At 74.3% G+C, this 14,758-nt stretch carries 15 protein-coding genes; 7 read left to right on the top strand and 8 right to left on the bottom strand.

The genetic code is table 11. The features are described 5' to 3' along the window. Positions 1–532 precede the first annotated feature (532 nt). From ACFV5N_RS14965 to ACFV5N_RS14955, 3 genes are all read right to left on the bottom strand, one after another. Entirely contained in the window at positions 533–1,849 is a 1,317-nt protein-coding gene (locus ACFV5N_RS14965) for an FAD-dependent oxidoreductase (RefSeq protein WP_385598989.1), read from the bottom strand. Between the two features lie 198 nt (positions 1,850–2,047). After that, positions 2,048–3,013, bottom strand: a complete 966-nt coding sequence (locus ACFV5N_RS14960) for a TIGR01777 family oxidoreductase (protein ID WP_019432941.1) — start codon at positions 3,011–3,013, stop codon at positions 2,048–2,050. Position 3,014: 1 nt separating this feature from the next. Next, positions 3,015–3,536, bottom strand: a complete 522-nt coding sequence (locus tag ACFV5N_RS14955) for a DUF4240 domain-containing protein (protein ID WP_385598991.1) — start codon at positions 3,534–3,536, stop codon at positions 3,015–3,017. A 126-nt stretch (positions 3,537–3,662) separates the two neighbouring features. Between ACFV5N_RS14955 and ACFV5N_RS14950 the strand changes: the two genes are divergently transcribed. Beyond that, positions 3,663–4,643: an SDR family oxidoreductase gene (locus ACFV5N_RS14950; protein WP_337489092.1), complete on the top strand. Its 981-nt coding sequence runs from the start codon at positions 3,663–3,665 to the stop codon at positions 4,641–4,643. A gap of 16 nt (positions 4,644–4,659) precedes the next feature. Here ACFV5N_RS14950 and ACFV5N_RS14945 read toward each other — a convergent pair whose 3' ends face one another. Further along, positions 4,660–5,139 (bottom strand): hypothetical protein, encoded by a 480-nt coding sequence (locus ACFV5N_RS14945; protein WP_385598986.1) that lies wholly within the window; start codon positions 5,137–5,139, stop codon positions 4,660–4,662. A 315-nt stretch (positions 5,140–5,454) separates the two neighbouring features. Here ACFV5N_RS14945 and ACFV5N_RS14940 point away from each other — a divergent pair, with 315 nt between their 5' ends. From ACFV5N_RS14940 to ACFV5N_RS14930, 3 genes are all read left to right on the top strand, one after another. Next, complete coding sequence (locus ACFV5N_RS14940) at positions 5,455–7,119, top strand: fibronectin type III domain-containing protein (RefSeq protein WP_385598983.1); 1,665 nt, start codon at positions 5,455–5,457, stop codon at positions 7,117–7,119. 72 nt (positions 7,120–7,191) lie between these two features. Further along, on the top strand, positions 7,192–7,872 hold the full coding sequence (locus tag ACFV5N_RS14935) for a hypothetical protein (RefSeq protein WP_019432936.1): 681 nt from the start codon (positions 7,192–7,194) through the stop codon (positions 7,870–7,872). Then, positions 7,869–8,708 carry a hypothetical protein gene (locus ACFV5N_RS14930; protein WP_019432935.1) on the top strand — a complete coding sequence of 280 codons (840 nt, stop codon included), beginning with the start codon at positions 7,869–7,871 and terminating at the stop codon, positions 8,706–8,708. Before ACFV5N_RS14935 ends, ACFV5N_RS14930 begins: the two co-directional genes overlap by 4 nt. A gap of 56 nt (positions 8,709–8,764) precedes the next feature. Here the strand turns inward: ACFV5N_RS14930 and map are convergent, their stop codons facing one another. Together map and ACFV5N_RS14920 are read right to left on the bottom strand one after the other, a co-directional pair. After that, the gene (map, locus tag ACFV5N_RS14925; RefSeq protein ID WP_019432934.1) at positions 8,765–9,532 is read right to left on the bottom strand and encodes a type I methionyl aminopeptidase; all 768 of its coding nucleotides are present in this window, start codon (positions 9,530–9,532) and stop codon (positions 8,765–8,767) included. 82 nt (positions 9,533–9,614) lie between these two features. Next, positions 9,615–10,088, bottom strand: coding sequence for a rhodanese-like domain-containing protein (locus tag ACFV5N_RS14920; RefSeq protein WP_019432933.1), 474 nt, complete (start codon positions 10,086–10,088; stop codon positions 9,615–9,617). Between the two features lie 144 nt (positions 10,089–10,232). Here ACFV5N_RS14920 and ACFV5N_RS14915 point away from each other — a divergent pair, with 144 nt between their 5' ends. Continuing rightward, entirely contained in the window at positions 10,233–10,679 is a 447-nt protein-coding gene (locus tag ACFV5N_RS14915) for an Lrp/AsnC family transcriptional regulator (RefSeq protein WP_019432932.1), read from the top strand. A 15-nt stretch (positions 10,680–10,694) separates the two neighbouring features. On the opposite strand, the gene ACFV5N_RS14910 is transcribed toward ACFV5N_RS14915, so the two are convergent. After that, positions 10,695–11,345 carry a response regulator transcription factor gene (locus ACFV5N_RS14910; protein ID WP_019432931.1) on the bottom strand — a complete coding sequence of 217 codons (651 nt, stop codon included), beginning with the start codon at positions 11,343–11,345 and terminating at the stop codon, positions 10,695–10,697. Further along, on the bottom strand, positions 11,336–12,538 hold the full coding sequence (locus ACFV5N_RS14905) for a sensor histidine kinase (protein WP_019432930.1): 1,203 nt from the start codon (positions 12,536–12,538) through the stop codon (positions 11,336–11,338). The genes ACFV5N_RS14910 and ACFV5N_RS14905 overlap by 10 nt, the downstream gene beginning before the upstream one ends. Positions 12,539–12,649: 111 nt before the next feature. Here ACFV5N_RS14905 and ACFV5N_RS14900 point away from each other — a divergent pair, with 111 nt between their 5' ends. Both ACFV5N_RS14900 and ACFV5N_RS14895 read left to right on the top strand, forming a co-directional pair. Then, positions 12,650–14,095, top strand: a complete 1,446-nt coding sequence (locus ACFV5N_RS14900) for a serine hydrolase (RefSeq protein WP_026047277.1) — start codon at positions 12,650–12,652, stop codon at positions 14,093–14,095. A gap of 291 nt (positions 14,096–14,386) precedes the next feature. Beyond that, the coding region (locus ACFV5N_RS14895; protein WP_385598976.1) for a DUF5946 family protein at positions 14,387–14,758 on the top strand (372 nt) is incomplete at its 3' end.

Genomic DNA, 14,758 nt, shown 5'->3' with positions numbered 1-14,758 from the left:
CCGTTGCGATCCTCGACCGCCCCGGAGGGCGGTCGCCACCCCCGCACTCCTCGCCGGTCATCGGGTCGCCGCATCACAGGTTGCGATCCTCGACCGCCCCGGAGGGCGGTCGCCACGCCGTATCGCGGCCCAGCACACAACGGCCGGCACCAAGTTGCGATCCTCGACCGCCCCGGAGGGCGGTCGCCACGGTATCTGACCTGCGGTTTCTTTCCGACGGCTGGTCTGCCGGGCAGCGAGCCGCAGGGTCATTCTGGTCATTTCCGTCATTCTGCTTCGGTGCGATCCGCGTGTCGCGTGTCCACTTGGGGTTCCGAAGTCGGCGCAGGTGGCGGGCGATCAGGGCGTCCCAGGGTGACTGTAGCCGAGCGGTGCCACAGGGCTGCACCGTCGCCAAGTCATGGTGAGGCAGGCGGCAGGCCCGAACGCCCTTACGAGTGGTCCGGGCCCGAGTCCACAACCCGCCCCCGGCCCACCGGCGCCCGGGCGTCCGACCGGCGGGCCCGCGCCCGGGAAGGGCCCCGGCACGCCGCTACGCCGCCGCGCTCGTGTGGGGTTCCGTCGTCGCCGGGCGGCCGAAGTCCTGGAGGAGGGCTGTGACCGCCGTGGCCGCCGTCGTCAGGTCGTCCGCGCCGCGGTGGTCGCCGCAGACGTACAGGCCGTCCAGCAGCCGGGTGCGGCGCGGGCCGGCGTACGGGGGCGGGTTCAGCGGGACCGCCCGTGCGTCGTGGTGGGCGGCCAGCAACTGCCAGTCGGCGGTGGAGGTGCCGTGCAGCGCCGCCAGTTGGGAGCGGGCCGCCTTGTCCAGGATCTCGGCCGGCTCGCCCGCCGCGTGGCCCAGGACCACCGAGGTCACCAGCGACGCTCCCTCCGGCGCCCGGGACGGGTCCACCGCCGAGGCCACCAGGGTGTACGTGAGGGGGCCCCGGTCCCGCGCCGTGTCGATCACCAGTTCCGGCCCGGCCTGCGGCGGCACCTCCGGCGCCGCGTGGTGCAGCACCGTCACCGGCCGGAAGCGCGGCACCCGCAGGCCGGGCAGCAGCCGGCCCGCCTCCTGGGCGCCGGTGGCGACGACGACGGCCCGGCAGCGCACCGTCCCGTGCCGTTCCGTCTCCACCCGGGAGGTGGACACGGTGGTGGCCCGTACCCCGGTGCGCACCGCCCCGTCGGGCAGCCCGGCGGCCAGGGCGCGCGGTACGGCGGCGGCGCCGCCCGCCGCCAGGGCGAGGCCGTCGCGGGCGAAGGCCCGCAGCGCGTGGTCGCTCAGCCTGCTGGAGGTGGCCAGCTGCGGGTCGTGCAGCAGGGCGGTCAGGAGCGGGCGCAGTGAACCCTCGGCGATGCGGGCGGGGATGCCGCGTGCGGTGAGGGCTTCGGCGGCCGGGAGTTCGGGCCGGGCGGCGAGCCGTGCGTCGGAGAGCTGGCCGAGGCGGGCGAGGTTGGCGCGCAGCCAGGAGTGGTCGAACGCGGCGATCAGCGACCGCCCCTCCTCCGTCCGTTCCTCACCCACCGCACCGCCGGGGGAGCCGTGCACGGTGCCGCCGGGGCCGCCCGCGCCCGTGGTCTCGCCCACCCGGTGGACGTACCCGTCCGCCCCGTGCAGCAGCGCGCCGCCGGTGAGCCGGCGCACCGCCTCCTCGGGCAGCCCGGGTGCCGTCAGGGCACTGTGCCGGTCGAGAAGGAAGCCGTCGCGGCTTCCGGTGGCCATCCGGCCGCCGATCTCGTCGGCAGCCTCCAGGACCGTCACCGTCAGCCCGGCGTCGCACAGGTTGCGGGCGGCGGCGAGACCCGCGGTCCCCGCTCCGATGACGACGACGTCGGAATCCACTGCTTGCGTTCGGCTGCTCAGCACGGGTCCTCCCATGAGGCGGTCGGCGCTTGCCGGACGGGCCATGGGTGGGCCCGCCCGCAGGGGCTGATGCCCATTCGCGGCCGGGCAACGCCGCCCGGGCCGACGCCGACCCTCTCACGGTGACCGGAATGCGGCAGAGCGCACGCGGCGGGCACGGGAGCACGCAGGTCGCACAGGGCGGGGGAGGACGCCGCCGGGTCAGCCTTCGGTGCCCTCGGTGCCGAGCGCGGCCCGTACCGCGTCCTCGACCGTCGGGTGCCGGAAGGTGAACCCGGCCTCCAGCAGCCGGCGCGGCAGCACCCGCTGGCTGCCCAGCACGTCGTCCGAGAACTCCCCGAGCACCACCCGCAGCAGCGGCGCGGGCGCGGTGAACACGGTGGGCCGGTGCAGCACTTCGCCCATCACGCGGGTCGCTTCGCGGTTGGTGACCGGGTGCGGTCCGGTGAGGTTGACGGGCCCGGAGAGGCCGGGTTCGCCGGCCAGCAGGAAGCGCAGGGCGGCGATGTGGTCGGTGAGCGAGATGGCGCTCCAGAACTGGTTGCCGTCGCCCAGCCGCCCGCCGAGCCCGGCCTTGAAGAGGGGGAACAGCTTGCCCCAGGCCCCGCCGGAGCGGGCCACGACCAGACCGGTGCGCGCATACACGGTACGGACCCCGGCCTCCTGGGCCGGCAGGGCCGCCGCCTCCCAGTCGCGGCAGACATCGGCGAGGAAGCCGGTGCCGGCCGGGGCGTCCTCGTCGACGGCGTCGGTGCCGGTGTCCCCGTACCAGCCGATGGCGCTGCCGCACACCAGCACCCGGGGCCGGTCGGCCTCGGGCAGCGCGGCGATGGCGGCGGCGATGGCGGCGGTGCCGAGGACCCGGCTGTCGCGCAGTTCCTGCTTGTAGCGGGCGGTCCAGCGGTGGTCGGCGACGCCGGCCCCGGCCAGGTGGACGACGGCGTCGCAGCCCGCGATCGAGGCGGCGGTGGTCTCCTGCTGGCGTCCGCTGGGGTCCCACCACCGTTCGTCGGCGGCGCCGGGCGGGCGCCGTACCAGCCGGACGACGTCCGTGCCGTCCGCGCGCAGCGCGTCGGTGAGGGCGGAGCCGATCAGGCCGGAGGAGCCGGTGACGGCGATCCTGGGCGCGGCGGTCGGTGAGGGCGATTCCTGGGGCATGGCCGCCATGCTATGCGCGGAAGCGGGCCCACAACCGGGGGTAGGCGGCGGCCAGTACGCCGGTGTCCTCGAAATCCACCGGGTCGCCCTCGGGCTCCTCGGGTGGTTCGGGGAGGCCGAGGTCGGGCAGTTCCGTGCCGGTCAGCCGTTCGTACGCGTCGTACGCCGCGTAGCCGACCTCCTCGGCCTCGCCGTCCTCCTCGGGGTCGAAGTCGGCGGGCAGCAGTTCGGCGAGGCCGTCGGGGTCGTGCAGGGCGCCTTCGAAGACGTGCCGGCCCTGGGCGATCAGCCAGCAGCGGAAGTTCTCGAAGCAGTCGTCGCTGGCGCCGTCCAGCACCACCCAGGCGGCGCCCCACAGGTCCCAGCGGTAGGCGCGGTTGAAGCGGGACTCGAAGTGGCGGGCGAAGTCGGTGACGGACACCGGATCGAGATCGCTCAGGCGTTCGACAATGAGGTCGGCGGTCACCACCGGATCGCCCTCCGCCCCCTCCCGGCTGGCATCCACGATTTCCCAGAAATCCGTTTCGTCCATCACGGCACAAGGATCCGCCGTCGCGCCGCGACACGCATCCGGAGACCACCGGAAAGTACGACAGTGGATGTCGGGTATCCCTGCGAGGGTGGTCCGCGCACGCACGACGGAACGGAAGGACCACACGTGTCACACGTGGAAGCACAGGACGCCGGCGCACCGGAGAACCCCGCCGCACCGCTGGCCGGGAAGATCGCTCTCGTCGCCGGGGCCACCCGCGGCGCGGGCCGGGCCATGGCCGTGGAACTGGGCCGGGCGGGCGCCACCGTCTACGCCACGGGGCGTACCACCCGCGCCCGGGTCAGTGAGGTCGGCCGGGCCACCGAGACCATCGAGGAGACCGCCGAGCTGGTCACGGCGGCCGGCACGGACAGCGGCAGCGGCGGCACGGGCATCGCCGTCCCCACCGACCACCTCGTCCCCGAGCAGGTCGCCGCCCTCACCGGGCGCATCGACCGCGACCACGGCCGGCTCGACATCCTGGTGAACGACGTCTGGGGCGGCGACCACCTCATCGACCTCTCCTTCGCCACCCCCATGTGGGAGCTGAACCTGGAGGACGGCCTGCGGATGCTGCGGCTGGGCGCCGAAACCCACATCATCACCAGCCACTACGCCCTGCCGCTGCTGGTGCGCAACCCCGGCGGCCTGCTGATCGAGGTCACCGACGGCACGGCCGAGTCGAACCGCGAGTACCGGCAGAGCTTCTACTACGATCTCACCAAGTACGCCCCCATCCGGATGGCACTGGCCCTCGGCGAGGAACTGAAGCGGCACGACTGCGCGGCGGTCTGCGTCACCCCCGGCTTCCTGCGCTCGGAGGCGATGCTGGACACCCACTTCAAGGTGACCGAGGAGAACTGGCGGGACGGCATCAAGAAGGACCCGGCATTCGCGATCGCCGAATCACCCACCTATCTGGGCCGGGGTGTCGCCGCGCTCGCCGCCGACCCGGACCGGGCGCGCTGGAACGGCACCTCGCTCAGCAGCGGCGACCTCGGCAAGGAGTACGGGGTCACCGACACCGACGGGTCGCGGCCCGACGCGTGGCCGTTCATCAAGGCGCTCGCCGAGGGCAAGAACCCGGACCCCGCCGACTACCGCTGAGGGGGTACGGGCCCGGCTACAGGGTGGGCAGCAGTGAGCCGGTGAGGGGACCGGCCGGCCGGTAGGCCACACACATCACATCGCGGTCGCCCGACGCCCAGGTCGCGGCGGTCGGCAGCACGGGGTAGAAACCGATGCCGGCCGCCGCGTCCTCCTCCGGCCAGTGGATGCGGAACCCGCGCGCGCACGTCTCCCAGCCGAACGCCACCACGCGCTCCCGCTCGTATCCGCCGTCGCCCTCCGGGGCGGCGACGAAGCCGTACACCTGATTGGCGGCCGGTCCCTCGTCACAGGGGACGTACCGCACCATCACCTCGCCCGCGGCGGAGACCCAGCCCGGGTCGGTGAAGCACTCACCGCCCTCGATGGCGAGCACCCCGCCGGTCTCGGCGGTCAGGAACGTCTCGTCCTTGTACGTCGTCGGGTGGACCGAGGCCGCGTCGGCGGCCGGCAGCAGGACGAGCAGCGCGCCCAGCGCCAGGACCGGGGCCGTCACCCGGGCGGGACCACGCCCCGTCCGCCCCACCGTCTCCATGTGCCCGCCCGCCCTTCCGCCGTGCCGCGTGTGTGCCGACCGTCGCCGACCGGCCGGAAGCTAGCGCGCCCCGGCGGCACTTCGGCGAACGCCCGGCGAACACCCGGCGGCGTCCCGGCGGCCGTGCCCGCCACCGGGCCCCACCGCACCTCACCGCCCGGCAGGTGGCGCAGAGTTCACCCGGTGGTCATCCGGCACCAGCGGACCGTTCGGCTGATTCTGACTGAATCCTCACGCCTCCTACCGAACCGAATTCCGTGAAGGGTTCCACCACACGTGACTGCGCACACCGCTCGCTGGACCATGGCGTCCACGCGCACCAAGGTCGCCGTGCTCGGCTCCGCGACGCTGCTCGCCAGCGGCGTCCTGGCCGTCCCGCTGGCCTTCGGCGACTCCCCGGCCGTCCCGACTCCCCACCCGGCGGCGGAGATCCACAAGCCGTCCCCGATGCCCGACCGCGTCATGCTGACGCCGACCACCACCCCCGCCGCCACCCAGAACGTCACCTGGCGCGCCGAGGCCCCGGCCGGCTCGGCCCAGGCGCAGATCCTCAAGGCCCCGCGCGGGCTCGGCGACGTGAAGCCCGCCGCGGGCGAGGTCACCACGGTCAGGGCCGGCAGCAGCACGCCGGTCAACACCAACCTCGGCTACGCGTCCACCTACCACACCGTCAGCTTCACCGACCTCGAACCGGACACCCGCTACACCTACCGGGTCGGCGACGGCGTCAACTGGAGCGCGTGGACCGACTTCACCACGGCGGCCGAGGACCTGGAGCCGTTCTCGTTCATCTACTACGGCGACGCGCAGAACTACATCGACTCGGCCGTGCCCCGGGTGTTCCGCCAGGCGTTCGCCGACCGGCCCGACGCGAAGCTCATCGTCAACGCCGGTGACCTCATCAACTCGCCCAACTCCGAGGAGGAGTGGGGCCAGTGGTACCAGGCGGGCGGCTTCATCGACGGCCAGGTCAACAACTTCTCCGTCACCGGCAACCACGAGTACAGCAGCGGTCAGCTGTCCTCCTTCTGGCGGCCCCAGTTCCCGTACCCGGACAACGGGCCCGGCAACGAGCAGCTGAAGCAGACCGTCTACACCGTCGACTACCAGGGCGTGCGGTTCATCGGCCTGGACTCCAACTTCCAGAACAACGCCACCCTCATGGCCGCGCAGACCGAATGGCTGGAGGGCCTGCTCCGCGACAACCCCAACCGCTGGACCGTGGTGACCTTCCACCACCCCGTCTACGCCATGACCGGCACCCGCAACAACGCCGCCGTGCGCGACCAGTGGGGACCGCTGTTCGAGGAGTACGGCGTCGACCTGGTACTCCAGGGCCACGACCACGCCTACGGGCGCGGCAACCAGATCACCAGCCGTGACTCGGTCACCGTGCACAACGGCGTCACCTACGCCGTCTCCGTCTCCGGCGGCAAGATGTACGCGCTGAACAACGGCGAGAACTGGACGGACAACGGCGCCGAACTCGTCAGGTCGGGCGAGAACGCCCAGCTCTACCAGATGATCGACGTCACCGAGGACACCATCCGGTACGAGTCGCGGTTCGCCAACGGCGAGCACAACGACGGCTTCCTCATCCGCAAGAACGCGGACGGCGAGCGCACCGTCAACGAGATCAGGACGGACGAGAACACCGTCGGCGAGCAGGTCACCGTCGACCGGACCACCGCCCGCAAGAAGGACACCGTCCAGGTGTCGGCGTACGGCTACGACCCGGGGGAGCGCGTCGAGGTCCGGCTCCGCTCCGTGGACGGCAAGGAGCGGGAGCGGGTCGTCGCCACCGCCGAGGCGGACGAGATCGGCCGGCTGTCCTATGCGCTGAAGGTGCCGAACTGGGTGAAGAAGGACACCTCCTACGAGGTCTTCCTCACCAGCGAGAACCAGCGGATCGACAGCCCCGCCATCACGATCACCAAGTAGCCCGCCCGGGGGTGCGGGGGCCGCGGACCGGCTCCCGCCCCCCGGCGGCCGTTCCGGGAGAACACCACCACCGTGACCAGTAGCCATCCGCGCAGCGCCCCCGCCTGCGCCGCTGCCGCCGCGCTCGCGGCGGTCCTGTGGGCCGCCGCCGGCCCGGCCCCACCCGCCGCGGCCCACCCGTTCGGCCCGCCGTCCACCGCCACCATCAGCGCCGACGGCCCGCGCGTCAGCATCGCCTGGCACGCCGCCGAGGACGACTGGGTGGCGCTCGGCCAGGCGCTCGGCGCCCTGGAGGACCCGGCCACCGGGACGGTCTCCACCGAACTGACCGGCGAGCAGAAGCTCCAGCGCTCCGAGGAGGTACGCGGCTACCTGCTCGACCAGATCTACGTCACCCAGGACGGCACCCGCTGCGCGGGCGAGGTGACCTCGATGGACGACCTCCTGACCGAGGGCGCCCGGCTCAGCTACCGGTGTCCGCGGGACGTACAGGAGGTGGACGTGACGGTCGGCGCGCTCTCCGACCTCAACGAGGCGTACCGGACGGTGCTCACCGCCGAGACGGCGGCCGACCCGCGCAGCGCGCTGCTCACCGCGACGGAGACGACCCAGCGGATGAACTTCTCCTGGTACGCGGGTGTCCTCTCCACGCCCGGCTTCGGGGTCGCGGCCGGTACGGCCGCCGCCATCGTGGCCGGCGCCGTGGCCTGGGTGCTCCGTGGCCGGCGCCGGGCCGGGAAGGCACGCTCATGACCGACCTCACCCGCCTGGACGCCGAACTCGTCGCGCTCTTCGACGGCCGGGCCGTGTTCTGGGTCGCGGTGCTCGTGGCCCTCGGCGTGGGCGCGGCGCACGCCGTCGCCCCCGGGCACGGCAAGAGCATCACCGCCGCCTATCTGGTGGGCGTGCGCGGCCGGTACCGGGACGCGCTGCGGCTCGGCGTCATCGTCGCGATCATGCACACGCTGTCCGTGCTGCTGCTGGCCAGCGCCTGGGTGGGCGTGACGGGGGCGGCCGGGTTCGCCACCGAGCGGGTCACCGCCTGGCTCCAGGTCGCGGCCGGTGTGGTGGTGATCGGCGTCGGGGCGCACCTGGTGCACCGCCACCTGCGCACCCGGCGCCGCCGGGTCCTGCTCCGTCACGGCACCGGGCACGGTCACGACCACGAGGACGAGCACGGCCACGGCCATGACCCCGACCACCACCCTCATGACCACGGGCACGGGCACGGGCACAGCCACGCCGTCCCGGACGTGTCCCCCTGGTCCCGCCGGGGCCTGACGGCCCTCGCCGTCTCCGGCGGCCTGCTGCCGTCCCCGTCCGCGTTCCTGGTGCTGGTCAGCGGCATGCTCACCGGCCGTTCGCTCAACGCGGTGGTGCTGGTCCTGATGTTCGGCGTCGGCATGGCCGTCACCCTGACTGCCGTGGGAGTGCTGACCGTACGCGGCCACGCGCTGCTGTCCGGCCGGATGGGCCGCACCCGGTTCGCCGGGACGATCGCCGGCTGGACCCCGGCCGTCGCCGGGGCGGCGGTGACGGCGGGCGGCTGTCTCTACCTGGCGGCGGCGGTCTCCGTCCTGGCGGGCTGACCGGCTGACGGGCTGACCGGTCGGCGGGCGAGCCGGACGCCCCGCCGCCCGGCAGCTCAAGGCAGGGTCAGGATGCGCGGGCCCTGCTCGGTGATGGCGACGGTGTGTTCGAAGTGGGCCGCCCGGCTGCCGTCCGTGGTGAGCAGGGTCCAGCCGTCGGCGCCCGTGCGGTACGCGTTGCGTCCGCCGGCCATGAGCATCGGTTCGATCGCGAGGACCAGCCCGTGCCGCAGCGGGAAACCCCGGCCGGGACGGCCCCGGTTGGGAACGTGCGGGTCCTCGTGCATCCGGCGCCCGATGCCGTGGCCGCCGAAGTCGGCGGGCATGCCGCAGCGCGCGGCGCGGGCGACGGTGTCGATCGCGTGCGAGATGTCCCCGAGGCGGTTGCCGACCCGGGCGGCGGCGATCCCGTCGTCGAGGGCCTGCCGGGTGGCGTCGATCAGCTCCGCGTCCCCGGGGCGCGGGGTGCCGACGCTGAAGGTGATCGCCGCGTCGCCGGCCCAGCCGTCGAGCTGCGCGCCGCAGTCGATACTCACCAGGTCGCCGTCGCGCAGCCGGTAGTCGGTGGGGACGCCGTGCGAGACCGCGTCGTTCACCGAGGTGCAGATCACGGCCGGGAAGGGGACCGGCGCGAACGACGGCTGGTACCCGAGGAAGGGCGAGCCGGCCCCGGCCTCGTCCAGCACGGCCCGTGCCGCCTCGTCGAGTTCGCGCAGGGACACCCCTGTCCCGGCCGCTTCCTGCACCGCGGCCAGGGCGTGCGCCACCACGCGCCCGGCTTCCCGCATCGCGTCCATCGCGGCGTCGGTCTTGATCTCCACCATCTGCTGTACATCCCGCTCACTCTGATCCAATACTTATACCGGTATAAGTATCACGGTCGGCGGGCGGAGGGAAACCGAGGGGTCAGCAGCCGCAGTCGTCCGCGACCGGAGCGGTCAGCGGGTCGGCGTCGCGCCGCCGGGTGCCCTGCCCGGTCGCGTACGCGAAGCCCTCGCGCACCCAGTACTCGAAACCGCCGAGCATCTCCTTGACCCGGTAGCCGCGTCCGGCCAGGGCCAGCGCGGCACGGGTGGCGCCGTTGCAGCCCGGCCCCCAGCAGTAGGTGACGACGGGCACCGCCGGGTCCAGGAGCCGCGCGGCATCCCGCGGGATCCGCGCGGTCGGCAGGTGCAGCGCGCCGGGGATGTGCCCCTGCTCCCAGGCGGCGGCGGAGCGGGAATCGAGGACCACGCACCCCGGTCCGTCGCCGGAGGCGAGGGCCGCGGCGACATCGGAGACGTCGGCGTGGAAGCGCAGGGCGGCACGGAAGTACGCGGCGGCCTCGGCGGGCGGCGCGGCGGGGGTCCGCAGCACGGGGCTGGGGGCGGTCGTGGACATGGGCGGAAGCCTCTCCTCGGGGCGGGCGGCCGGGCCCGCCGCTTTGCTGACGACCGTGAATCTACGGCCCGCTTCGCCGCAATCGAAGGCATGATCCACGGCATCTCTTTGCCCCAGCCGGGAAATCCGTGGTACTTCTCGGCCATGACCGAGTTTTCCCCCGACGCCGTCGACTGGCGCATCCTCGACGCCCTCCAGCGCGACGGCCGGGCCAGCTTCACCGACCTCGCCCGCGCCGTCGCCATGTCGCCCAGCGCCGTCACCGAGCGGGTGCGCCGGCTGGAGGAAGCCGGCGTCATCAGCGGCTACACCGCCGTCGTCGACCCGGAGAAAGTCGGGCTCACCATCCTGGCCTTCGTGCGGCTGCGCTACCCGAACAGCAACTACAAGCCCTTCCACGACCTCGTCGGCGCGATGCCCGAGATCCTGGAGGCGCACCACGTGACGGGCGACGACTGTTTCGTCATCAAGGTCGCGGCCCGTTCCATGCGCCACCTGGAGGAGATCTCCGGCCGCATCGGCGGCCTGGGGCCGGTGACCACCAGCGTCGTGTACTCCTCCCCGCTGCCCCGGCGCCCCGTCGGCCGCTGAGCCTCAGCCCGCCCCTCAGCCGCGCAGGTACGTCAGCACCGCCAGCACCCGGCGGTGGCTCTCACCCGTCACCGGCAGATCCAGCTTCTGCAGAATCGCCCCGACATGCTTGAGCACCGCCGCCTCGCTCACGAACAGCGCCCGGGCGATCGCCCCGTTGGAGTGCCCCTCCGCCATCAGGGCCAGTACCTCCCGCTCCCGCGCCGTCAGCCGGTCCAGCGGCCCGTTCCGGCGGCGCAGCAACTGGCGGACCACCTCCGGATCCATCACCGTGGCCCCGGCCGCCACCCGCGCCACCGCGTCCGCGAACTCCGCCACCGCCGTCACCCGGTCCTTCAGCAGGTACCCGATGCCGCCCGGTCCGTCCCCCAGGTCCAGCACATGCGCGGCGTACGACTGCTCCAGGTACTGGCTCAGCACCAGCAGCGGCAGCCCCGGACGTTCCGCGCGCAGCGCCACGGCCGCCCGCAGCCCGTCGTCCCCGTGGCCCGGTGGCATCCGGACATCGGTGACCACGACGTCCGGCGCGTGCTCCCGCGCCGCCACCAGCAGCGCGTCGGCGTCCCCGACCGCCGCCGCCACCCGGTGCCCGAACCGTTCCAGCACCCCGACCAGGCCGTCCCGCAGCAACGGCGAGTCCTCGGCCAGCACCACCCTCAGCGACACGGGATCTCCACCTGAAGCAGGGTGGGCCCACCCGCCGGGCTGGAGATCCGCAGCCGGCCCCCGGCGGCGGCCACCCGGTCCGCAAGGCCCACCAGCCCGCTCCCGCCGCCCGGATCGGCCCCGCCCGTTCCGTCGTCCCGCACCGCCACCGTCAGCAGCCCGGGGGTGAGCCGCGCCGTCACCTCGGCCCGCTCCGCCCCGCTGTGCTTCGCCGCGTTGGCCAGCGCCTCCGCGATCACGAAGTACGCGGCGCTCTCCACCGCCGCCGGGAGCCGCCGCGGCAGCCGGACGTCCACCGTCACCGGCAGCACCGAGCGCGCCGTCAGGTTCTCCACCGCCGCCGCAAGACCGTGGTCGGTCAGCGCCGCCGGATGCACACCCCGGCCCAGCTCGCGCAGTTCCGCCACCGCCACCCCGATCTCCTCGCGCGCCGCCGCCAGCCGCCGCCCCACCGCGGAGCCGGGCTCCGCGTCCAGCTGCGCCATCCCCAGCATCACCCCGACCGACACCAGCCGCTGCTGCGCCCCGTCGTGCAGGTCCCGCTCGATGCGCCGCCGCTCCGCGTCGAAGGCGTCCACCAGGCGCGCCCGCGACGCCCGTACCTCCGTCAGCTCCCGGCCCAGCTCCCCGTCCCGGGGCATCAGGATCTGCCGGGCCAGCATCGCCCGCGCGCCCGCCCAGGCGCTGATCGTGTACGGGGCGGCCGGGAGCAGCGCCACCCCCGCCACCAGCGCCGGCCAGGCCCCCGGATCGTCCACCGGCGACAGCATCAGCAGCACCGGCACCACCAGCGCGAAGCCCAGCACCAGCACATCCATCCACCACAGCGCCGTCAGCGACACCGCCGTGAACCCCAGCTCCCGCCATGTCGCCGGCTCCCGCAGCCGGGTGCCCAGCCAGGCCCGCAGCCCCGGCGCGTCCGGTGCGCGGTGCGGATCGGGGACCGGGTCGGGGTCCACCAGCCGCAGCCGCAGCCGCTCCACGCGGGCCACCCAGATCCCGGACAGCGCCACCGCCGGCAGCGGCAGCAGGGTCACCAGACCGGCCGCCGCCAGCGCCAGCAGCACCACCGCGGCCACCGCGCCGAACACCACCCCGGACAGCAGATAGCCCAGCGCCCGCCACGGCCAGCCCGTACGGAGAAAGGACAGCGGTGCGTGGGTGAGGGCCTGCCAGGCGGTACGGGGACGCATACGGGTGACGGTAGCCCGCCCGCCCCGGCCGGGTCGGTAGTGTGGGCACTACCTCTGTTCTCCCCTCCGCACCAATGCCCCGGGCACCCCCGCGCCGGTGCAATGACCGGCATGACCACGCGTTCTCTCCTCGCCGCCCTGGCGGCCCTCCTCACCCTCGGGGCCGCCACCCCGGCCGCGGCCGACAGCGGCGACGACGCCCTCACCCCGGCCGCCATCGACTCCTACCTGCACGGCTACCGGGAGCGGACCGGTCTGCCCGGCGCCACCGTGGCCGTCACCCGGGACGGGGAGGTCCTGCACACCGCCGGGTACGGGCACACCGCCGCCGGTGAGGACCTCACCGCCCGCGCCCCGCTGCCCATCGCCTCGCTGTCGAAGTCCATGACGGCGGCGGCGGTCCTGCACCTCGTCGACGAGGGCCGCGTCGATCCAGACGAGCCGGTCCGCCGCTATGTCCCCGAGTTCACCATGGCCGACGACCGCGCCCGGACCATCACCGTCCGCCAGCTCCTCAACCAGACCTCCGGCATGGCCGACTCCGCCCACCCCGACCTGCGCCGCGCCCAGCCGCACACCCTGCGGGAGGCGGTGGCCGGCCTGGCCGGCTCCCGGCTCGCCGCCGACCCCGGCACCGCCTGGAACTACCACAACCCCAACTACGTCCTGGCCGCCCGGCTGGTGGAGACCGTCAGCGGCCGCCCGTACGCCGACTACCTCGCCACCGAGGTGTTCGGTCCGCTCGGCATGGACGACGCCCGCACCGTCGACACCACCGACGCCATGCCCGACCGGGCCCGCGGTTACCTCCGCGCCTACGGCGGGGTGTTCGCCGTCGACCACCCGCGCTGGTTCGTGGCCGGCTCCTTCGGCGTCCTGGCCTCGGCCGACGACCTCGCCCAGTGGCTGCTGGCCCAGCGCGACGGGGGCGGGATACTCACCCCGCAGAGCCTGCGCACGCTGCACACCCCGCCGGACGGCGAACGGTACGCCATGGGCTGGGCGTCCAGCCCGGACGGTGCCGAACCGGCCCGCCTCCAGCACACCGGGCAACTCCTCACCCACAACGCGGTGCAGACCCTGCTGCCCGGCCAGGACATCGGCATCGCCGTCGTCACCAACACCGGCATGGTCTCCGGCGACGACGCCGCCGTCATCACCGACGCACTCGTCGAGCTCGCCCAGGGCCGGGACCCGGGCACCGGCGAGCCGTTCAGCTTGACCGCCGACTACGTTCTGGGCGCCCTCACCCTGCTCGCCCTCGGCCTCGCCGTGCGCGGCACTCTTCGCGCCCGCCGCTGGGCCGCCCGCGCCGCCACCCGCCCCCGGTGGCGCACCGGCGCCCGGCTGCTGCCGTACACGCTCGGCCCCGCGCTGCTGTTCGGCCTCCCCGCCCTCGCCGGCCTGCTCATGAACCGCGCCGGTACCCTCGCCCAACTGCTGTACATCTGGCCCGCCCTGATCATCTGGGCCGCCGCCACCGCCCTGGCCTGCACGGTGCTCCTGTCGGCCCGGACGATCGCCCTGCTCGCCACCCGCCCCGCCCGCGCCCGGTGACCACCGGGCCCCGGCCTCCGGGCCGCCACCAGCGCCCCGTACAGCGCCGCACCCTCCGTCAGACCGTCCCCCCCGGGTCCTCACCGGCCCCGACCTGGACCACTACACCCCGCACCCGCCCAAGCAGGGCAACCCGGCGGCGCTCCCGTGGAACGATGCCCTGGCCGCACGGGAAACCGGGTCGCCGACGGACCGCCTCTGCCCGCCGCTCCCGCCCGGAACGGTGGCTGTGCCCGGGGCGGGCCGAAAAGGGGTTGGGCGGGGGAGGGGCTGCCCCGCATGCTGGGCGGCATGGCGAACTGTGCGGCGTGCGGGGCCCCGGGCGGCGGGGTGGGGTGTCAGGAACGGTTCGAGCGGCTGCTCGCGCTGGACCATGCGCGGCGGGAGCCGTGGGGGTCGCTGCACGGGGTCGTCGTCGCCTGCTTCCTGCTCCAGCACCCCGGGCACCCCCTCGCCGGGCCCGGGGACCACGGGCCGTGGTGGGCGATGCTCCGGGCGTATCTGGACGGGGGACGGGACGGGCTCGGCGCGCTGACGGAGACGATGCGCCGGGGCAACTCCCACCGGCGGCGCGGGCGTCCGCAGTGGCCTACCGTCCCGGTGCCGCCGCAGCGGGCGGCGCCCACCGGGTTCGGGGTCACCATCGCCGATGTGGCCGTGGAC

Source organism: Streptomyces sp. NPDC059853 (assembly GCF_042731495.1).
GTDB lineage: Bacteria > Actinomycetota > Actinomycetes > Streptomycetales > Streptomycetaceae > Streptomyces.
This window is presented reverse-complemented; position numbering and strand designations above follow the sequence as displayed.

Bases quoted from the DNA above. Each gene is read 5' to 3' on its own strand.
- ACFV5N_RS14955 (WP_385598991.1), bottom strand. From the start codon at position 3,536: ATGGACGAAACGGATTTCTGGGAAATCGTGGATGCCAGCCGGGAGGGG.
- ACFV5N_RS14905 (WP_019432930.1), bottom strand. From the start codon at position 12,538: ATGCGTCCCCGTACCGCCTGGCAGGCCCTCACCCACGCACCGCTGTCC.
- ACFV5N_RS14915 (WP_019432932.1), top strand. From the start codon at position 10,233: ATGACCGAGTTTTCCCCCGACGCCGTCGACTGGCGCATCCTCGACGCC.
- ACFV5N_RS14960 (WP_019432941.1), bottom strand. From the start codon at position 3,013: ATGGCGGCCATGCCCCAGGAATCGCCCTCACCGACCGCCGCGCCCAGG.
- ACFV5N_RS14920 (WP_019432933.1), bottom strand. From the start codon at position 10,088: ATGTCCACGACCGCCCCCAGCCCCGTGCTGCGGACCCCCGCCGCGCCG.
- ACFV5N_RS14900 (WP_026047277.1), top strand. From the start codon at position 12,650: ATGACCACGCGTTCTCTCCTCGCCGCCCTGGCGGCCCTCCTCACCCTC.
- ACFV5N_RS14930 (WP_019432935.1), top strand. From the start codon at position 7,869: ATGACCGACCTCACCCGCCTGGACGCCGAACTCGTCGCGCTCTTCGAC.
- map (WP_019432934.1), bottom strand. From the start codon at position 9,532: ATGGTGGAGATCAAGACCGACGCCGCGATGGACGCGATGCGGGAAGCC.